This is a genomic window from Variovorax sp., assembly GCF_035634955.1.
In the GTDB taxonomy this organism is placed as follows: Bacteria; Pseudomonadota; Gammaproteobacteria; order Burkholderiales; family Burkholderiaceae_C; genus Variovorax.
This window is the reverse complement of the sequence record NZ_DASQBZ010000025.1, coordinates 583,541-602,378: the sequence shown is the minus strand read 5'-3', so window position 1 is coordinate 602,378 and position 18,838 is coordinate 583,541. Positions and strand designations below refer to the sequence as shown.

General features: G+C 71.7%; 12 protein-coding genes. 5 read left to right on the top strand and 7 right to left on the bottom strand.

Annotated elements, in window-relative coordinates; genetic code table 11:
- Nucleotides 1-19: 19 nt before the first annotated feature.
- From VES41_RS17065 to VES41_RS17050, 4 genes are all read right to left on the bottom strand, one after another.
- Nucleotides 20-2,464, bottom strand: coding sequence for a DNA internalization-related competence protein ComEC/Rec2 (locus tag VES41_RS17065; protein ID WP_324819422.1), 2,445 nt, complete (start codon nucleotides 2,462-2,464; stop codon nucleotides 20-22).
- Between the two features lie 117 nt (nucleotides 2,465-2,581).
- Complete coding sequence (locus tag VES41_RS17060; protein ID WP_324819420.1) at nucleotides 2,582-3,592, bottom strand: tripartite tricarboxylate transporter substrate binding protein; 1,011 nt, start codon at nucleotides 3,590-3,592, stop codon at nucleotides 2,582-2,584.
- A 37-nt stretch (nucleotides 3,593-3,629) separates the two neighbouring features.
- A complete protein-coding gene (locus VES41_RS17055) occupies nucleotides 3,630-4,712 on the bottom strand; it encodes a hypothetical protein (protein WP_324819418.1) in 1,083 nt (360 codons plus the stop codon).
- Between the two features lie 69 nt (nucleotides 4,713-4,781).
- On the bottom strand, nucleotides 4,782-5,738 hold the full coding sequence (locus VES41_RS17050; protein WP_324819416.1) for a LysR family transcriptional regulator: 957 nt from the start codon (nucleotides 5,736-5,738) through the stop codon (nucleotides 4,782-4,784).
- A gap of 116 nt (nucleotides 5,739-5,854) precedes the next feature.
- On the opposite strand from VES41_RS17050, the gene VES41_RS17045 reads away from it, so the two are divergent.
- From VES41_RS17045 to VES41_RS17025, 5 genes are read left to right on the top strand one after another with little or no spacing between them, the layout of a single operon-like run.
- Nucleotides 5,855-9,346, top strand: coding sequence for a transglutaminase family protein (locus VES41_RS17045; RefSeq protein WP_324819414.1), 3,492 nt, complete (start codon nucleotides 5,855-5,857; stop codon nucleotides 9,344-9,346).
- Between the two features lie 57 nt (nucleotides 9,347-9,403).
- Nucleotides 9,404-12,139: a circularly permuted type 2 ATP-grasp protein gene (locus VES41_RS17040; RefSeq protein ID WP_324819412.1), complete on the top strand. Its 2,736-nt coding sequence runs from the start codon at nucleotides 9,404-9,406 to the stop codon at nucleotides 12,137-12,139.
- Between the two features lie 9 nt (nucleotides 12,140-12,148).
- Nucleotides 12,149-13,093, top strand: a complete 945-nt coding sequence (locus VES41_RS17035) for a transglutaminase family protein (RefSeq protein WP_324819410.1) — start codon at nucleotides 12,149-12,151, stop codon at nucleotides 13,091-13,093.
- Nucleotides 13,094-13,137: 44 nt separating this feature from the next.
- A complete protein-coding gene (locus VES41_RS17030) occupies nucleotides 13,138-13,593 on the top strand; it encodes a RidA family protein (protein ID WP_324819408.1) in 456 nt (151 codons plus the stop codon).
- 5 nt (nucleotides 13,594-13,598) lie between these two features.
- Nucleotides 13,599-14,270 carry a nitroreductase gene (locus VES41_RS17025; protein ID WP_324819406.1) on the top strand — a complete coding sequence of 224 codons (672 nt, stop codon included), beginning with the start codon at nucleotides 13,599-13,601 and terminating at the stop codon, nucleotides 14,268-14,270.
- 39 nt (nucleotides 14,271-14,309) lie between these two features.
- On the opposite strand, the gene VES41_RS17020 is transcribed toward VES41_RS17025, so the two are convergent.
- The 3 genes from VES41_RS17020 to VES41_RS17010 form a co-directional block, all read right to left on the bottom strand.
- Nucleotides 14,310-16,679: a phosphocholine-specific phospholipase C gene (locus VES41_RS17020; protein WP_324819404.1), complete on the bottom strand. Its 2,370-nt coding sequence runs from the start codon at nucleotides 16,677-16,679 to the stop codon at nucleotides 14,310-14,312.
- Nucleotides 16,680-16,705: 26 nt separating this feature from the next.
- A complete protein-coding gene (locus VES41_RS17015) occupies nucleotides 16,706-16,906 on the bottom strand; it encodes a hypothetical protein (RefSeq protein WP_324819402.1) in 201 nt (66 codons plus the stop codon).
- Nucleotides 16,907-17,216: 310 nt separating this feature from the next.
- The gene (locus VES41_RS17010; protein ID WP_324819400.1) at nucleotides 17,217-18,836 is read right to left on the bottom strand and encodes a GMC family oxidoreductase; all 1,620 of its coding nucleotides are present in this window, start codon (nucleotides 18,834-18,836) and stop codon (nucleotides 17,217-17,219) included.
- Nucleotides 18,837-18,838: the final 2 nt, after the last annotated feature.

Here is an 18,838-nt window from a genome sequence, read left to right as displayed (position 1 = left end):
GTCGCGCCTGGCAGGGCGGTCAACGCAAGGCCGGCAGGCGCGCCACGTGATGCCAGTAGCGGCGCCGCAACCGGCGCTCGCAAGCCCACGCATCGGGCTGCAGGCTGCGCCAGTGCACGGCGCCGCACGCCGGCGTATCCATCGCCTCCACGTCCGCGGCCTCATAGCGGGCCCGCACCTGCCGCGCCGGATGGCCGAAGCGGTTGCGGTAACCCGCCTGGAACACCACCAGCGACGGCTGCACGGCGTCGATGAATCCGGCCGTCGACGAGGTGCGGCTGCCGTGGTGCGGCGCCACCATCAACTCGGCGCGCAGGGCCGCGCCATGGGCACGCGCCACCAGGGCGCTTTCCTGCGCCGCCTCGATGTCGCCGGTCAGCAGGGCCGCGGCGCCATCGGCCGCGACGATGCGCAGCACGCACGACCGCGTGTTGGCAGACATGGCCCGCGCGTTGCTCCCGGCCTGCGCCATCGGCTCGAACGGATGCAGCACCTCGAAGCGCACGCCGTCCCAGGTCCACCGCCGTCCCGCGGCGCATGCCTCGAAGGGCCGACCGGCGCGCAGCGCATGTCCCGCCGGCAGCGACCCGGCCAGGCGTGCCTGCGGATGCGCGGCCAGGACGGCGCCGGCACCGCCGGTGTGGTCGCTGTCGCCGTGGCTGAGCATCAGCATGTCCGGCCGTTCGCCGAGCGCGCGCAGCATCGGCACCAGCAGGCGCTCGCCGGCATCCGTGCCGGAGCGGCCATAGCGCGGACCGGCATCGAACAGCAAGCCGTGGCCGGCAGTGCGCACGAGCACCGCGCTGCCCTGGCCCACGTCGGCGGCCAGCACCTCGAAGGCGCCGTGCGGCGGCCGCGGCGGCAGCCACAGCAGCGCGGGCAGCAGCAGCGGCAGGCCCAGCACGCGCATCGACACCGGCAGGCGCATCGCGACCAGCAAGCCACCGACGATGCCCGCCATGCCGGCCCAAAGCGGCGGCGCCGGCAGCGACAGCTGGGCCAGTGGCCACGCGGCGAGCATTTGCAGCACGGCCATCAGGCCTTGCACCATCCACGCCGCCAGGCCCCACAGCGCCGGCACCAGCGCGCCCAGCAGGGCCGGCGGCAGGACGCCCAGCGTCACCCACGGGATCGCCAGCAGGTTGGCCAGCAGGCCGACCAGCGAGACCTGCTGGAACAGCAGCAGCGTCAGCGGTGTCAGTGCCAGCGTCACCACCGCCTGTTCCCGCACCAGCCGCAACGGCCCTCGCTGCCAGCGCGACCCGTCGTCCGCCGCATTGCCCGCATCGGAGGCGAACAGCACGCCCACCGCCACGAAGCTGAGCCAGAACCCTGCCTGCATCAGCGCCCAGGGATCGAGCGCCACCACCGCCGCGCAGGCCGCGAGCCAGGTCAGCGGCCATGGCCACCGCACGCCGCCGCTGCGCAGCAGCGCCACCGCCGCCAGCATGCAGACGGTGCGCTGCGAAGGTACGCCCCAGCCGCTGAACAACGCGTAGGCGCCGGCCAGCAGCACGCCGCCGACCGCCGCGGCATGCTGCGCCGGCCAGCGCAGCATGAGCGTGCTGCTGCCGCGCCACAGGCGACCGATGGCCCACCCGGCGAGCCACGCGAACAGGGTGACGTGCACGCCGGAGATGCTCATCAGGTGCGCCACGCCGGTGGCGCGGAACAGGTCCCAGTCGGCCCGCGCGATGGCGGCCTGGTCGCCGGCCACGAGGGCCGTCAGCACGCCGGCCTGGTGCGCGTCCGGCACGCGTGCGGCGATCGCCTCGCGCACCGCTTCGCGCGCCTGCTCGACCGGATGGCGCCAGCCGGCCCGCGCCAGCCGCACTGGTGCAGCGTCGACGCCGCGCGCCGTTCGGACATAGCCGCTGGCCTGCACGCCCTGCGTCCAGGCCCACAGCTCCAGGTCGAAGCCATGCGGATTGGCGTTGCCGTGCGGCGCCTTCAGGCGGACCGGCAGGCGCCAGCGCTCGCCGGCGCGCAGTCGTGGCGGCGCGGGGCGCGTGGCCCCGCTGGACCCCGGCCAGGCTGCATACCAGGTCAGGTTGATGCGCGGCGGCAACCGCACCCCCGGCGGACCGGCCTCGACGTCGAAGCGCATGCGCAGGCCGTTGCCCAGGTGCTGGGGCATCTGCGACACCACGCCGGTGACCAGCAGGTCGCGCCCTTCCAGCGCGGGATCGAGGCTTTGCGCCGCGAAGGCGCAGGCGCGTACGCCGGCCAGGCCGGCGCCGATTGCGGCGCCAGCGAGCAGCGCGAGCGCGAGGTCCGCACGGCCTGCGCCGGGCCACCGCCGCGCCGCCAGCGCCGTCGCCACCGCCGCGCCGGCCGCGATCAGCGCCGCGTAGGCCGGCCATGGCCACAGCGTCGCCTGCTGCAGTTGCCCTGCGCTGCCGAGCACGAAGCCGCCCAAGGCCACGAAAGGCCAGGCCGCTCGCACGGCTTGCCTGTCTGCCATGCCTTCCGGTTCCCCCCTGTCGGCGCCTCTGCGGGCGCGATGCTGTCCTGCACTACGCCGGGGAGTATGCGTCAGGCGGCCCGGGTTCGGCCGCGCTTCGGGCCATTCCGGCCGGCTTCACTCGGCCCGGATCTGCCCCTTGGCGACGATGTCGCCGAACTTCGCCTGCTCGCCCTGCAGGAACGTCGCGAACGCCTGCGGGCCAAGTCCCAGCGGCACCACGCCGCCGTCGTCGAAGTTCCTGCGCACCGAGGGCTGCGCCAGCACCTGTCGCAGCGCGGCGTCGAGCTTCGAGACGATTGCCGCCGGCGTTCCCCTGGGCACGAAGATGCCCTGCCACACCGTCACGTCGGCGCCCTTCCATGCGGGTTCCACGCGGCCCAGCGGCGGCACGTCAGGCATGGCCGGCGAAGGCTTGTCGTCCAGCACGCCATAGATGCGTACCTTGCCGGCGCGCGCCTGCTGCATGACCATCGACAGCGGCAGCACCGCCAGGTCGAGCTGGTTGCCGCTCAGGTCGGTGACGATCTGCGGGCCGTTGCGATACGGCACGTGCACCAGGTCGACGCCGCCCTTCTGCTTGAGCCATTCGCCGCCCAGATGCAGCGAGGTGCCGACGCCGGAGGTGGCGTAGCTGTACTGGCCGGGGTGCTTCTTCATGTCGGCGTAGAGCTCGGCCGCCGTGGTCGCGGCCAGGCCGGGCTTGCCCACCAGCACCAGCGGCTGGGCGCCCAGCAGGGTGACGGGCATCAGGTCCTTGAGGCCGTCGTAGCGCACCGTCGACGGCGTGACCATCCTGGCGATGACGATGGCGCTCTCGACGGACATGAGCAGCGTATAGCCGTCCGGCCTGGCGCGCACCACCTTGTCGGTGCCGATGATGCCGCCCGCGCCCGGCAGGTTCTCGATGATCACCGGCTGCCCCAGGCGCTGCGACAGGTCCGGCGCGATCCACCGCGCCATGGCGTCGACGTTGCCGCCGGCCGAATACGGCACGAGGATGGTGACCGCCTGGGCCGGCCAGGCGCCATCGCCGCCGGCATGCGCGGGTGCGGCGAGTGCGGCGAGCGCTGCCAGGGCAAGGCCGGCCACGGCGCGGCGGGTCGGGTGGAAAGAGGCACTTTTCATGACGAAGCTCCTGCAGGCAATGAATGGGTGGGTCGGATCAGCGTTCGGTCTGCCCAGCGAGTTCGCCCTGCAGCGCGTCGAGCTCACGCTCGAAACGCTCGCGAAGATCGCGCCTGGCCGCGTCGTCGAGCCAGCAGGCCTGCACGCCGGCAAGGCTGAAGGCGCGCGCCTCGTCCCAGCCCCAGCCGCAGCCGTCGAGCACGGTGGCGTAGGTGTGGGCGATGTCGGTATGGAACATGGCCGGGTCGTCGGTGTTGAGCGTCACCGGCAGGCCGGCGTCCACCATCGCCCGCAGGCTGCGCAGCCGTCGTTCGCGGTTGCGCGCCACGCTGGTGATGCCGCAGGCGCAGAAGTACACGCCGCGATCGCGCGCGCGCCGCACGCCGTCCGCATCCGCCAGGAGGTTGTAGCCGTGGTCCAGCCGGTCGCAACCCATCAACTCGATGCAGTCGTCCACGTTGGACGGGGGCGCTTCCTGCAATGTCTGGTTGTCCTCGCACACGTGGGCGGTGCGCTTGAGGCCGGCCCGGCCGGCGCGCTGGAACAAGGGGGCCATCTGCGCCGGCGGTCCTTCGCGCTCGGGCCCGTCCAGGCCCACGCCCACGACCAGCTCGTGCCGCCGGCCGACGATGTCGTCCATGGCCTGCCGTGCGCTGTCCATCGGCAGTCCCCGGTCCAGCGCGGCGATCAGCAGCGCGGAGCAGTCGAAGTCGCGCATGGCCGCCTGTACCCCGGCTACCAGCCCTTCGAGCTGCACCCGGTACGGCACGCCTGCCGGAAGGTAGTACTGCGGGTTGAAGGACATCTCGACGTGACGCGCGCCGCTACGGCTCGCGTCCTCGACCGCCTCGTAGGCCATGCGTTCGAACTCGCCGGCGCTGCGCACCGCCCGGGCGCCCAGGCGCAGCACGTCGATGAAATCGTAGAAGTCGCGGTAGGTGTAGAGGGACTCCACCGGGCGCGGCAGCGCCAGCGCGTGGCGCCCGGCGAACGCGGCCAGCGTCGCGGGGCGCAAGGTGCCGGCCAGGTGCATGTGCAGGTCGACCTTGGGCAGGCGCGCCAGCAGCTGCGGAGTGATCGGTGCGCGATGCGCCGCCGGTTCGGACAGTGTTGAATGCATGGCCGGACCTTATCGGCGCGGCGCGCTACCGCCCAGGTCACGAACGTGGTGGCGGTTATGACACCGGCGTTATGACCGCGGCCTTTGCGCCAGCAGGCGCGCGGCACCGACGATCTCCTCGCGCAGCCAACGCATCGCCCGGTTGGCATGGGTGCGCTCGTGCCACACCAGCCGGTAGCGCATCGGCGGAATGCGCACCGGAAACGGCACGATGGCCAGGCCGTGCTCGCTCGCGAAGTCCTCGGCCAGCAGGCGCCCGGTGGTGAAGACGAGGTCGGTGGCCGACAGCACGGCCGGCGCCAGGCTCAGGAACTGCGTGCGCACGGCCGTGTGCACCGCCACGCCGAGCCCGGAAAGTGTGGCGTCGATGATGCTGCCCTGCCCCGGCATGTGCTCGAGCGAGGTGAAGTGCCGGGCGCGCCGGAAGTCCTCCAGCGTCATGTCGCCACCGGCCAGCGGATGGTCCGGCCGCATGAGGCAGACCAGGGGCTCGGTCAGCAGGCTGGTGGCGCGCAGGTGCGCCGGCAGCTCGGGCCACACGGTGATCACCATGTCCACCTCCCCGTCGGCCAGCTGGCGGTAGTGCTCGAAGCGCGAGCCCAGCCCCCGCACCACCAGGTCGCACTCGGGCGCCTCGCGCGCGATGCGTCCGATGACGTCGGCGAAGAAGCGCTTGGGCAGGAAGTCGTAGGTTGCCAGCCGGAAGCTCAGCCGCAGCTCGCGCGGCGAGCTTGGCATGGCCTGCGACGTGAGCAGCGACATGTCCGCCAGGATGCGCCGCGCAGGCGCCGCCAGCGTCTGTGCCCGCTCGGTCGGCACCATGCGGTTGCCGACGCGTACCAGCAGCTCGTCCCCGGTCAGCTGCCGCAGCACCCGCAGGTGGCGGCTCATGGCGGACTGGGCGATGCCCAGCTTGGCGGCCGCCTGCGACACGCTCGCCTCGGTCAGCAGCGCGTACAGGGAGCGCAACAGGGGTTCGTCCAGACGCCGGACGCCGTCGTCGTCTGCAGGGGGAATGACAGCCACGCGCGCAGTGTGCCGCAATGCAGACCGGCGATCTGGCGCACTCCTTGCATCCTTCTCCGCTAGTATCCGCCGGGCGGCCCGCTGCTCCCGGCGGCGCCCGACTTGCTGGGAGAACCATGTCCATCCACGCCGCGCTCCACCACGTCACGCACTACAAGTACGACCGCCCGGTGCAACTCGGCCCCCAGGTCGTGCGCCTGCGCCCGGCGCCGCACTGCCGCAGCAACGTCATCTCGTATTCGCTGCGCATCGAGCCCGAGCAGCATTTCATCAACTGGCAGCAGGACCCGTTCGCCAACTACCAGGCAAGGCTGGTCTTTCCCGAGAAGACGCGCGAGTTCAAGGTCACCGTCGACCTGGTGGTCGAGATGGCGGTCTACAACCCGTTCGACTTCTTCCTGGAGCCGGAGGCGGAGAACTTCCCCTTCAAGTACGACCCCGCGGTCGCGCAGGAACTGGCGCCCTACCTGGCGACCGAGGCGATGACGCCGCTGGTCGAGCAGTACCTGGCGCGGGTCGACCGCAGCCGCCAGCGCACCATCGACTTCCTGGTCGGGCTCAATCAGCAGGTGCAGCAGGACGTGCGCTACCTGATCCGCATGGAGCCCGGCGTGCAGACGCCGGAGGAAACCCTGGCGCTGGGTTGCGGCTCCTGCCGCGACTCCGGCTGGCTGCTGGTGCAGCTGCTTCGGCACATGGGGCTGGCGGCGCGGTTCGTCTCGGGCTACCTGATCCAGCTCACGCCCGACGTCAAGGCGCTCGACGGCCCCAGCGGCACCGAGGTCGACTTCACCGACCTGCACGCCTGGTGCGAGGTGTACCTGCCCGGCGCCGGCTGGGTCGGGCTGGACGCCACCTCCGGCCTGCTGGCCGGCGAAGGCCACATTCCGCTGGCCTGCACGCCCAGCCCCTCCAGCGCCGCGCCGATCGAGGGAATGATGGACGAGGCCGAGGTGGAGTTCGGCCACGAGATGAAGGTCTCGCGCATCTACGAGGCGCCGCGCGTGACCCGGCCCTACACCGACGACCAGTGGGCCGCCGTGCTCGCCCTGGGCGAGCAGGTGGACCGCCAACTGGCAGCCGGCGACGTGCGGCTGACCATGGGCGGCGAGCCCACCTTCGTGGCCACCAGCGACCGCGAGGCGGGCGAGTGGAACACCGATGCGCTGGGCCCGACCAAGCGCGGCTACGCCACCGAATTGGTGCATCGCCTGCGCCGGCGCTACGGCGACGGCGGCTTCCTGCACTTCGGCCAGGGCAAGTGGTACCCGGGCGAGCAGCTGCCGCGGTGGGCGCTGTCGATCTACTGGCGCGCCGACGGCCAGCCGGTCTGGCGCGATCCGTCGCTGTTCGCCGACGAGCGCGAGCCGACGCACTACACCGACGCGGACGCGCAGCGCTTCGTCCGCGCCCTGGCCGGCAGGCTCGGCATCACCGACCGCCACGTGCTGCCCGGCTACGAGGACGTCTACTACTACCTGTGGCGCGAACGGCGCCTGCCGGTCAACGTCGACCCCTTCGATTCGCGGCTTGACGACGAGATGGAGCGGGCCCGGCTGCGCCGCGTCTTCACCCGCAAGCTCGACTCGGTGACCGGATACATGCTGCCGCTGGCGGCCAGCCATGCCGTGGCCGACCGGCCTTCGCTGGCCGGCCCCGGCTGGCAGACCGGCCCCTGGTTCCTGCGCGACGACCGGCTGTACCTGGTGCCCGGCGATTCGCCGATGGGTTGGCGCCTGCCGCTCGATTCGCAGCCCTGGACCGCCAAGGCCGATTTCCCCTACCTGGTCGAGCGCGACCCGATGGCGCCGGCCGGCGCGCTGCCCGACGCCACGACGATGCAGGGGCGCTACGCCGCCACCGGCGCGAACGGCACCGCCGGCGACCTGCGCGCGATGCCCTACGACCTGCGCGCGCCGCAGGCCACGCCCGCCGCCGTGCGCCTGCAGCCCGGCACGGGACCACACGGCGGCGCGAGCGCCGGGACGACCGCCGACGCCCAGGCGCCGGGCCGCTTCGAATCGGCGCAGGGAATCACCCGCACCGCGCTGTGCGTCGAAGTGCGCGACCCGCGCCGCGCCAACGGGCCGGCGGTCGAGAAGGTCGGCACGGCGTCGGGCGTGATGTACGTGTTCATGCCGCCGCTGGCTCGGCTGGAGGACTACCTCGACCTGCTCGCCGCGGTCGAGGCCACTGCCGCCGGGCTCGGCGTGAAGATCGTGATCGAGGGCTACCCGCCGCCGCGCGACACGCGCCTGAAGCTGCTGCAGGTCACGCCCGATCCGGGCGTGATCGAGGTCAACATCCACCCGGCGCACAACTGGGGCGAACTCGTCGAGCACACCGAGTTCCTCTACCAGGCGGCTTTCGAGACACGCCTGTCGGCCGAGAAGTTCATGACCGACGGGCGCCACACCGGCACCGGCGGCGGCAACCACTTCGTGCTCGGCGGCGCCACGCCGGCGGACAGCCCGTTCCTGCGCAGGCCGGAACTGCTGGCCAGCCTGCTGCTGTACTGGCACAACCATCCGTCGCTGAGCTACCTGTTCTCAGGCATGTTCATCGGCCCGACCAGCCAGGCGCCGCGCGTGGACGAGGCACGCAACGACCAGCTCTACGAACTGGAGATCGCGCTGGCGCAGATCGCCAGGGCCCGCGAAGTGCACGGCGAGGACATGCCGCCCTGGCTGGTCGACCGCACGCTGCGCAACATCCTGATCGACGTGACCGGCAACACGCACCGCAGCGAGTTCTGCATCGACAAGCTGTACTCGCCCGACTCCAGCACCGGCCGCCTCGGCCTGCTCGAGCTGCGCGCCTTCGAGATGCCGCCGCATGCCCGCATGAGCGTGGCCCAGCAGCTGCTCATGCGCGCGCTGGTCGCCCGCTTCTGGGACACGCCCTATCGCGCGCCGGCCACCCGCTGGGGTACCGAGCTGCACGACCGCTTCCTGCTGCACGCCTTCGTCAAGGCCGACTTCGACGACGTGATCGAGCAGATGCGGCAGGCCGGTTTCGCCTTCGACGCGGCCTGGTTCGCGCCGCACCTGGAATTCCGCTTCCCGCTGGTCGGCCAGGTGCGCGCCATGGGCATGGAGCTTACGGTGCGCAATGCGCTCGAGCCCTGGCACGTGATGGGAGAGGAAGGCGCACCCGGCGGCACCGCGCGCTACGTGGATTCGTCGCTCGAGCGCCTCGAAGTGCGGGTGACCGGCCTCAACGAGAGCCGCTACCTGGTGACCGTCAACGGGCGCCCGCTGCCGCTGCGGCCCACCGGCACGGTGGGCGAGTTCGTCGCCGGCGTGCGCTACAAGGCCTGGAACCCGCCCTCGTCGCTGCACCCGGCCATCGGCGTGCATGCGCCGCTCACGCTGGACCTGGTCGACACCTGGATGAAGCGCTCCATCGGCGGCTGCCAATACCACGTGACGCACCCTGGCGGGCGCAGCTACGACACCTTCCCGGTGAACGCCTACGAAGCCGAAAGCCGGCGCCTGGCGCGCTTCTCGCGCATGGGCCATACGCCCGGCACGGTGGACACGCTGCCTGCCAACATCGAAATCACCGGCAGCCGTGAATTCCCGTTCACTTTGGACTTGAGGCGCTGACCCGCGCCACAGGGGCGGAGGCCATCTGCGTCACGGCAATGTAACAATTGACCGGCTGTGGATCCCCTCAACCCCTCCCTTTTCGACGCCGAGCCCGAGTCGCCGGCCGCCCTCGCCGCGCTGGCGGCCGCCCTGACGCCGCCGGCCGGCCCGGGCCACTACGACGAACTGCGCGGCCGCGCCACCGCTGCCGCGCCGGTGCCGCGCGCGCCAAGCGCCCCGGCCGGCCCGCAGTTGCGCGACGCTGCGGTGCCGGCGCCGGCGGCCGGAGCCGTCGATGCCGCGGCCGAGGCGCCCGAAGACGGCGCAGCCGCGGGCGACGCCGCCACGCTGGCACCGGCCTGGTCGCATTTCTTCCGTGAACTCGGCCCCGGCGGCTTCGCCGACCTGCCCGAGCGCGCGCGCAGCCTGGCGCGGCAGATCCGCGACAACGGCGTCACCTACAACGTCTATGCCGACCGGCACGGGCCGCAGCGGCCGTGGTCGCTCGACCTGTTCCCGCTCATCATCTCGCCTGAAAGCTGGGCTGGCATCGAGGCCGGCGTGCTGCAGCGCATGCGCGTGCTCGACCGCGTCCTGGCGGACGTCTACGGGCCTCAGGACCTGCTGGCCCAGGGCCTGTTGCCCGCTGCGCTGGTGCAGGGGCACCCCGGCTACCTGCGCGCCATGCACGGCGTCAGGCCGCCGGGCGACACGTGGCTGCACATCGCCGCGTTCGACCTCGGCCGCGGGCCGGACGGCAACTGGTGGGTGGTGTCGCAACGCACGCAGGCGCCATCCGGCCTGGGCTACCTGCTGGAGAACCGCATCGCGGTGTCGCGCCAGTTCCCGCAGGCCTTCGAGTCGCTGCACGTGCAGCGGCTGGCGTCCACCTACGTGGCGCTGATGAACGCGCTGCAGCGCATGTGCCCGGCGCAGACCCAGCCGCACGTGGCACTGCTCACGCCCGGCCCGTACAACGAGACGTACTTCGAGCACGCCTACCTGGCCCGCTACCTCGGCATCACGCTGGTCGAGGGCAGCGACCTCACCGTGCGCGCGGAACACCTCTACCTGAAGACGCTCGAAGGCCTGCGCCCGGTGCACGGCCTAATCAAGCGCGTGGACGACCAGTTCCTGGACCCGCTCGAACTGCGCCCCGACTCGACCCTGGGCGTGCCCGGGCTGATGCAGGCGGTGCGCGCCGGCAACGTGCTGGTGGCGAACACGCCCGGCTCGGGCTTTCTCGAATCGCCGGCGTTGCTCGGCTTCCTGCCGGGCCTGGCCAGGCACCTGACCGGGGAGTCGCTGCTGCTGCCTTCCCTGCCCTCGTGGTGGTGCGGCGAGCGCGCCGCCATGGAGGCGGCGCTGCCGCAACTGGCCCAGTCGGTCATCAAGTCGACCTACCCCGATGCCGCCGGCCAGCTGCACGCCGTGCTGGGCAGCGAAATGGATCGCCGCACCATGGAGGAATGGGCCGGGCGCATCGCGCTGTCGGGCGAAGCGCATACCGTGCAAGGCTACCTGCCGCTGTCGCAGATGCCCAGCTGGAGCGAGCGCGACGGCGATGCCGGGGGCGGCGGCAAGCTCTCGGCGCGCACCGTGCTGCTGCGCGTGTTCGCCGTCAGCGACGGTCCCGGCAGCTGGCGCATGCTGCCCGGCGGCATGGCGCGCATCGCCGGGCCGGACACGCGCATCGTCTCCATGCAGCGCGGCGGCAGCAGCGCCGACACCTGGGTGCAGACGCATGCCGACATCGACCGGACCAGCCTGCTGGCCAGCCACGCCAGCGTCCAGGCCCTCACGCGCAACCGGGCGCCGGTGACGAGCCGGGCGGCGGAAAACCTGTTCTGGTTCGGCCGCTACACCGAGCGCGCGGAAAACGCCGTGCAGCTGGCGCGGCTGACGCTGAGCCTGCTGCCCGGCGAGGAGCAGGAATCGCAGCCGCTGCTCGCCTGGCTGCACAAGCTGGCGCAGCACAACGCACTGGTGCCGCGCGACGTGCCGGCGGCACCGCGCTCGCGCCGCGTCTTCGAGCGCGCGCTGATCGCCGAGCTGGGCAACACCGAAGGCGGCAGCGTCGGCTTTTCGCTGCGCTGCATCCGCAACGCGGCCAGCGCGCTGCGCGAGCGCCTGTCGCAAGACCACTGGAACCTGATCGTGCGCACCGAGGCCGAGTTCTCGGCCAGCGCCGCCCGACTGGCCGGCGACCAGGCCGAAGGCCTGCATTCGGCCTCGGCAGCCCTGCGCGCGCTGGAAGACGCGACGCAGGCACTGTCGGCGCTCACCGGCGCGCAGACCGACCGCATGACGCGTGACGACGGCTGGCGCCTGCTGTCCATCGGCCGCCACATCGAGCGCCTGGCCTTCTTCACCGATGCGCTCATGGCCGGCATTGCCGACGGCTCGGTGCACGACCTGCCGGGCTTCGAGGCGATGCTGGCGCTGTTCGACAGCACCATCACCTTCCATGCGCGCTACCAGCAGCGCCGGGACGTCGCGCCGCTGGTCGACCTGCTGGTGCTCGACCGCGACAACCCGCGCTCCCTGGCCTGGGTGACGCAGACGCTGCGCGGGCGCATCGCGCGGCTCGCCGGCAGCGCGCCCGGCGAACTGGCCGAGCTGTCGCACAAGCTGCCCGATCCGGCCGGCTGGTCGATCGACCACCTGTGCGCCGCCGACGCGGCACCCGGTCACGCGGCGCTGATGGACATGCTCGACCGGCTCGAGACCGCGACCTACCAGGTCTCCGACGAGATCGGCGCGCGCTACTTCACCCTGACTGCCGAATCGCTGCATTCGGTGGGTGTCTGATCGGCCGCCATGCTGCTGCGCGTCACCCACGAAACCCGCTACGCCTACACGCCGCCGGTCGAGACGGCGCAGCACATGGCGTACCTCAGGCCGCGCGAGCTGCCGCGACAGGCGCTGCTCGAGCACGCGCTGGAGATCACGCCGGAGCCGGCGCAGCGCAGCGAATCGGTCGACGTCTACGGCAACGGCCGCGCCTTCTTCGCGCTGGAATCGCAGCACGACACGCTGGTCGTGACGGCGCGCAGCCTGGTGCGCACCCACGCCGGCGCCACCGCCGGGCCGGGGGCGGCGGACCGGGCATGGGAGCAGGTGCGCGAGCACTACCGCTACCGCAAGGACGCGCCGCACGACCCCGCCGCCGAGTTCGTCTTCGCCTCGCACCACGTGCCGCGGCACGACGCGTTCTCCGCGTATGCGCGGGCGAGCTTCGCGCCGGGCCGGCCGCTGTTCGAGGCGACGCTGGACCTGACCCGTCGCATGCATGCCGACTTCATCTACGACGGCGACAGCACGCAGGTCAACACGCCGGCGGTGCAGGCGCTGGCGCAGCGCCGCGGCGTCTGCCAGGACTTCGCCCACATCATGATCGGCTGCCTGCGCACGCTCGGCCTGCCGGCCCGCTACGTCAGCGGCTACCTGCTGACGCAGCCGCCGCCGGGCCAGCCACGCCTGCTCGGCAGCGACGCATCGCACGCCTGGGTCTCGGCCTACCTGCCCGGCGCCGACGGGCAGCCGGGCACGTGGGCCGACTTCGATCCCACCAACGGCCGCCAGCCGGGCGAGGACTACGTGGTGCTGGCCATGGGACGCGACTTCGCCGACGTCTCGCCGATGCGCGGCGTGCTGCACGGCGGCGCCGGGCACACGCTGGCCGTGGCGGTCACGGTGGAGCCCGCCGACGAGGCCGGTGCCGACGACACGCACGCGGGCCAGCCCCCTGCGCGGGGGCCGTGAATCCGTCCGGGCGACAATGGCCTTTTTTCGAACGGAGGATTCCCATGAGCGTCTACGACAAACTGAAGCAACTCGGTATCGACCTGCCGCCGGTGGCCGTGCCCGCCGCCGCGTATGTCCCCTTCATGCGCACCGGCAACCTGGTGTTCCTGTCCGGCCACATCGCCAAGAAGGACGGCAAGGTCTGGGCCGGCCAGCTCGGCGCCGGCATCGACACCGCCGAAGGCAAGCAGGCCGCACGCGCCGTGGCCATCGACCTGCTGGGCACGCTGCACGCCGCCGTGGGCGACCTGAACAAGGTGCGGCGCGTGATCAAGCTGATGAGCCTCGTCAACTCCACCGGCAGCTACGTCGAGCAACACCTGGTGACCAACGGCGCCAGCGAACTGATGGGCGAGGTCTTCGGCGACCGCGGCGCGCACGCGCGCAGTGCCTTCGGCGTGGCGCAGCTGCCCATGGGCGCTTGCGTCGAGATCGAACTGATCGCCGAGGTCGAATAGGCCGCATGAACGTCCATGAGGCGGTGAGCAGCCGGCGCTCGGTGCGCGCATTCCTGGACCGGCCGGTGCCACCCGACGTCATCCATCGCGTGCTGGAGGCGGCCCTGCGCGCCCCCTCGGGCGGCAACCTGCAGCCGTGGCACCTGAGCATCGTCGGGGGCGAGCCCCTGGCGCGGCTCAAGGCCCTGATGCGCGAGCGCGTACGCGACGACCCGCGCGGCGAAGGCAGCGAATACGACGTCTACCCGAACGAGCTGGTCGAGCCCTATCGCCAGCGGCGTTTCGACGTGGGCGAGGCCATGTATGCGCGCCTGGGCATCCCGCGCGAGGACAGGCCCGCGCGGCGCGCCTGGTTTGCGCGCAATTTCGAGTTCTTCGGCGCGCCGCTGGCGCTGTTCTGCACGGTCGACCGGCGCATGGGTCCGCCGCAATGGTCCGACCTCGGCATGCTGCTGCAGAACGTGATGCTGCTGCTGCGCGCCGAGGGCCTGGACAGCTGCCCGCAGGAATGCTGGGCCATGTACCCGCGCACCATCGGGCAATTCCTGCAACTGCCGCCCGAGCGCATGCTGTTCACCGGCATGGCGATCGGCTATGCGGATCGCGACGTGCCGCTGGACGCCCTGGTGACCGAGCGCGCCCCGCTCGGCGAAGTCGCGCAGTTCATCGGCTTCTGAGGCGCCGGCCTGCCAGCGCGCTGGCAGGCCGCAGGGGCCTCAGAACGCGTCGGCCATGCCCATGGCCGGGTCGCTCACCGCGTGGCGCCCGGTCTCCACCCGGCCGGCGAAGCGGCGGTAGAACGCACTGTCGCCTTCGCAGGTAACGGCAAAGTCGTACCACTGGCCGGTGGCATCCAGGCGCCAGCGCAGCGTCTCCTCGCCGCCGCCCCTGACGCGCACGGTCCAGTCGTCGTCCGAGTGTCCGCCGCCGCCTCCGTGGCCGTGGCCGTGGCCGTGGCCGTGGCCACGATCATCGTGGTCGTGGCCGCGCTCCCAGCGGCCGGCGCCGATCGCCTGCACGCTCGGATAGGCCTTGTTCGACTGCACGCTGAACACGCAATCGCGCCGTCCCTCGTTGCGCAGCTGCAGGTAGATGTCGCCGCCGCGGGCGTCATACCCGACCCGGATCTCGGGCGCCGGCGCGCCACCCGCGCGCAGCGCGTTGAGATCACCCTTGAACTGCCGGTGGTAGCCGTTGGGGCCGAGCACCCACAGGTCGTACAAGCCGGCGTTGTCGGTCGCCGCGTTCCAGTCGCCGTCGAGCCGCTTGCCCGGCTCGACCACGAAGCGGCGCGGCAGCCGGTCGGCCAGATGCAGCTTGTCGTAGACATGGAACACGGCGGCCGCGCGGCCGGTGTTGGCGAACAGCAGTTGCACCCGCCCGCCCACGGCATCGCTGCGCGCGCTGGTGTGCAGCTCGTAGGGCAAGGCGCGCGACGGGCGCACGCCCGTGGCCTGCCGGGGCAGTGCGGCGTCGGCCGTCGGTTCGATCTTCGGCAGCGCCTGCTGCGCCGCCGTCAGCGCATCGGCCTCGGCCTTGGTCTTGCGGCCGGCGAGCGTGGGCAACGGCTCGTCGTTGGGACGGTCGAAGTTGAAGGCGCTGGTCAGGTCGCCGCAGATGGCGCGCCGGTACGCGCTGATCTGCGGCTCGGGCACGCCGAAGACCTTCTCCAGGAACATCAGCGTCGACGTGTGGTCGCTCACCTGCGAGTTGACCCAGCCGCCGCGGCTCCAGGGCGAGACCACCCACAGCGGCACGCGCGGGCCCGGGCCGTAGGGGCGGCCATCCGGCGCGGGCTGCTTCTCGGTGGCCGGCGTGTAGTCGTGGTATTCGACGGCCACGTCGGCAGCGGCCATGGTGCTGGCGCCGGCGAGCGAGCCGTCGTCGTTGCGCGAAGGCGCCGCGGGCGACGGCACGTGGTCGAAGAAGCCATCGTTCTCGTCGTAGTTGACCAGCAGTACCGTCTTGCTCCAGACCTCCGGGTTGGCGGTCAGCGCGTCGAGCACTTCCTGCACGTACCAGCCGCCCTTGGCCGGGCTCGACGGGCCGGCATGTTCGCTGTAGGCCGACGGCGCGATGATCCAGGACACCTGCGGCAACTGGCCGTTCCTGATGTCCTCGCGCAAAGTCTCCAGGAAGCCGTACGGCATGGTGTTGCCGAAGCCCTTTGCCAGCGGGCTCAGCGCGTCGTCGACCGAGGCGTCGTAGAACGGGCCCGCCGCGGTCACCGGCTGCGTGATGTCGGTGTCCGGCACGTACACGGGACGCCGCGCCGCCGGCATCTGCTCGATGGCGGCGCGCCAGTGGCGAAAGCCCATCATCTCGTTGCAGCCGTAGTTGTCGATCAGGCTCTGGTAGACCTTCCACTTCACGCCGGCCTTCTCCAGCCGGTCGGCATAGGTGGTCCAGGTCCAGCCGTCGGTGGACACGCCGATGTCGTTGCCGCCGTTGAACTGGTTGTTCAGTCCAGCGACCTCGACCCGGCTGCCATCGACAGGACTCAGCCCGTTCGGCCCATTGGTGCCGCTCCAGTAGAAGAGCCGGTTGGCGATGGTGCCGGTGTGCATGCCGCAGTGGTAGTGGTCGCACAGCGTGAAGGCGTCGGCCAGCGCGCGCTGGAACGGCACTTCCGCGGCTTCGTAGTAGCCCAGCGACAGGAGCTTCTTCGCGTCCGGCCACTTGTACATGCGGCCGTGGTCCCACGCGGCCTGCGAATCCGCCCAGGAGTGCGGCGTGCTGCCGGCGCGCTGCGCGTTGCCCTTGCTCTCGTCGAGGTGGTAGGGCGTGTAGGTCGTCGGCGGCGTGGTCAGCGTGTAGGTCTGGTGCAGGATGGTCTTGCCGTTGGGTGCCGGCACGGCGAAGCGGTCGCCGAATCCACGCACGCCCTTGAAGGTGCCGAAGTAGCTGTCGAAGGAGCGGTTCTCCATCATCAGCAGGACGACGTGCTTGACGTCCTTGACGGTGCCGGTGTCGCGGTGGGCGGGAATCGCCAGCGCGCGCCGGATGCTCGGCGGGAAGGCCGAAAGGGTGGCGGCAGCAAGACTGGTGCCGGCCGCGCTCTGCAGGAACTTGCGTCGTGAGGTCATGTTGTTCTGTCTCTTTCTGGATGTATTCAGGGGGCGTAGGTCACGCTGGGCTTTTCTTCCGTCTCGGGCTTGCCCTCGGACGGGCTTTCGGTCTTGCTCGACGAGGACGCGGCACTCGAGGCGCCGCCGCTGTCGGCACCGCCGCTGCCTCCGCAGGCGGACAGGCCGGCCATGCCCGCCATCAGTGAAAGCGCGAGCCAGGCGCGCCATCGAATCAACTTGCGCATGAGGAACGAACTCCTTTGTATGAAGCGACAGGCCCGAGCCGGGCGCACGCGAGCGCGCGACACCGCCGACGGACATGCCTCCTTGTGGTTATGGGAACTGCGTGCCCTGGCGGATGCGGGCGAGGCCAATGGCATCGCGCTTCGTCATGGCAGCGTCGAGACTAGGCATTCGCCGTGACAGGTCAACGAACGAAGCATGACTTCGCGCATCGCCGATGCGCGCAACACACGAACCGTTGCCAGTTGCAACGAACGGTGCGAACTAAGTGATTCAGCGCAGCGCGAGCGTGTCGCGCCGCGGCGACAGCGGTCAGCCGGCCAGCACGAGGCTGGCGCCCTTCTCGCCAATGACGATGGCCGCCGCGTTGGTGTTGGCCGAGGTCATCGTCGGCATGACCGACGCGTCGATGACGCGCAGGCGCTCGATGCCGCGCACGCGCAACTGCGCATCGACCACCGACCGCGCGTCGCCACCCATGCGGCAGGTGCCGACGGGGTGGAACACCGTGCCGCCCTTCTCGCGCGCGAAGCGCGCCAGCTGCGCATCGTCCCGGACATCGTTGCCCGGCAGGTACTCCTCGCCGGTGACGAGGTCGCGGAACGCCGGCTGCGCGTAGATGTCGCGCAGGATCTTCAGCCCCTCCACCAGCACCTTCACGTCGTGCGGCTCGACCAGGTAGTTGGTGGTGATGCGCGGCGGCGCCAGCGGGTCGGCGCTGGCAAGCATGACGCTGCCGCGCGACTCCGGCCGGCACTGCGCGGCCGAGGCAGAGAACCCCGAGAAGCCGTGCAGCGCGTCGCCCGGCTTGTCGACCGACAGCGGCATCACGTTGAACAGCACGTCGGCCCGCGCGTCCCGGGCCACCGCCGTGCGCACCATGCCGCCTACCTGGCCGGCACCGACGGTCAGCGGCCCGCGCTGGCCGAACAGCCACTGCGCGCCCATCGTCGCCAGCCCCAGCGGACTGCGCACCTGGTCGTTGAGCGACATGCGCCGTCGCAGCTTGACGATCACGCGCGCCTGGTAGTGGTCCTGCAGGTTGGCACCGACCTCGGGCGCGTCCACGTGCACCCCGATGCCCAGCGCGCGCAGCGCGTCGGCCGGCCCGATGCCCGACAACTGCAGCAGCTGCGGTGTCTGCAGCGCGCCGGCGGACAGGATCACCTCGGCATCGGCACGCGCGCTGTGGCGCTGGCCGTCTTCGCCGAGCCATTCCACGCCGACCGCGCGGGCGCCTTCGACCAGCACGCGGGTCACCTGCACGCCGCAACGCACCTGCAGGTTCGCGCGATGCCGCACCGGCGCCAGGAAGGCGGTGGCGGCGTCGCAGCGCCAGCGCCCGCCGAGCGTGAGCTGGTAGGCGCCCAGGCCCTCGTCCTGCGCGCCGTTGAAATCGCCGCTGCGCGCAAAGCCGGCCTGCTCGCCCGCCTGCAGCCAGGCCGCGCAATAGGGATGGTCGTTGCGCAGGTCGGACACGCGCAGCTCGCCCGAGCCGCCGTGGAACTCGGTCTCGCCGCCGTCGTAGCGCTCGGACTTCCTGAAGAACGGCAGCAGTTCGCTGTAGCTCCAGCCGGAGCCGGGTGCGCCGGCCGCGCGCGCCCAGTCGTCGAAGTCGGCGCGCTGGCCGCGGATGTAGATCAGGCCGTTGATCGCGCTGGAGCCGCCCAGAACCTTGCCGCGCGGCCACACGATGCGGCGCCCGCCGGTCTCGGCCTGCGCCTCGGTCTCGAACTGCCAGGAAAACCGCTTGTCGTAGATCGAGCGGAAGTAGCCCACCGGCAGGCGCAGCCAGAAGTGGGTGCTGTCGGTGCCGGCCTCGAGCAGCAGCACGCGGCAGCGCGGGTCGGCGCTCAGGCGATTGGCCAGCACGCAGCCGGCCGAGCCGGCGCCGACGATGATGTAGTCGAAACCTTCGGCCGGCCCGCTCATCG

Excerpts from the sequence above, each read along its gene's own strand:
- VES41_RS17030 (WP_324819408.1), top strand. The coding sequence starts at position 13,138 with ATGAGCGTCTACGACAAACTGAAGCAACTCGGTATCGACCTGCCGCCG.
- VES41_RS17015 (WP_324819402.1), bottom strand. The coding sequence starts at position 16,906 with ATGCGCAAGTTGATTCGATGGCGCGCCTGGCTCGCGCTTTCACTGATG.
- VES41_RS17055 (WP_324819418.1), bottom strand. The coding sequence starts at position 4,712 with ATGCATTCAACACTGTCCGAACCGGCGGCGCATCGCGCACCGATCACT.
- VES41_RS17025 (WP_324819406.1), top strand. The coding sequence starts at position 13,599 with ATGAACGTCCATGAGGCGGTGAGCAGCCGGCGCTCGGTGCGCGCATTC.
- VES41_RS17045 (WP_324819414.1), top strand. The coding sequence starts at position 5,855 with ATGTCCATCCACGCCGCGCTCCACCACGTCACGCACTACAAGTACGAC.
- VES41_RS17020 (WP_324819404.1), bottom strand. The coding sequence starts at position 16,679 with ATGACCTCACGACGCAAGTTCCTGCAGAGCGCGGCCGGCACCAGTCTT.
- VES41_RS17065 (WP_324819422.1), bottom strand. The coding sequence starts at position 2,464 with ATGGCAGACAGGCAAGCCGTGCGAGCGGCCTGGCCTTTCGTGGCCTTG.
- VES41_RS17060 (WP_324819420.1), bottom strand. The coding sequence starts at position 3,592 with ATGAAAAGTGCCTCTTTCCACCCGACCCGCCGCGCCGTGGCCGGCCTT.
- VES41_RS17035 (WP_324819410.1), top strand. The coding sequence starts at position 12,149 with ATGCTGCTGCGCGTCACCCACGAAACCCGCTACGCCTACACGCCGCCG.
- VES41_RS17010 (WP_324819400.1), bottom strand. The coding sequence starts at position 18,836 with ATGAGCGGGCCGGCCGAAGGTTTCGACTACATCATCGTCGGCGCCGGC.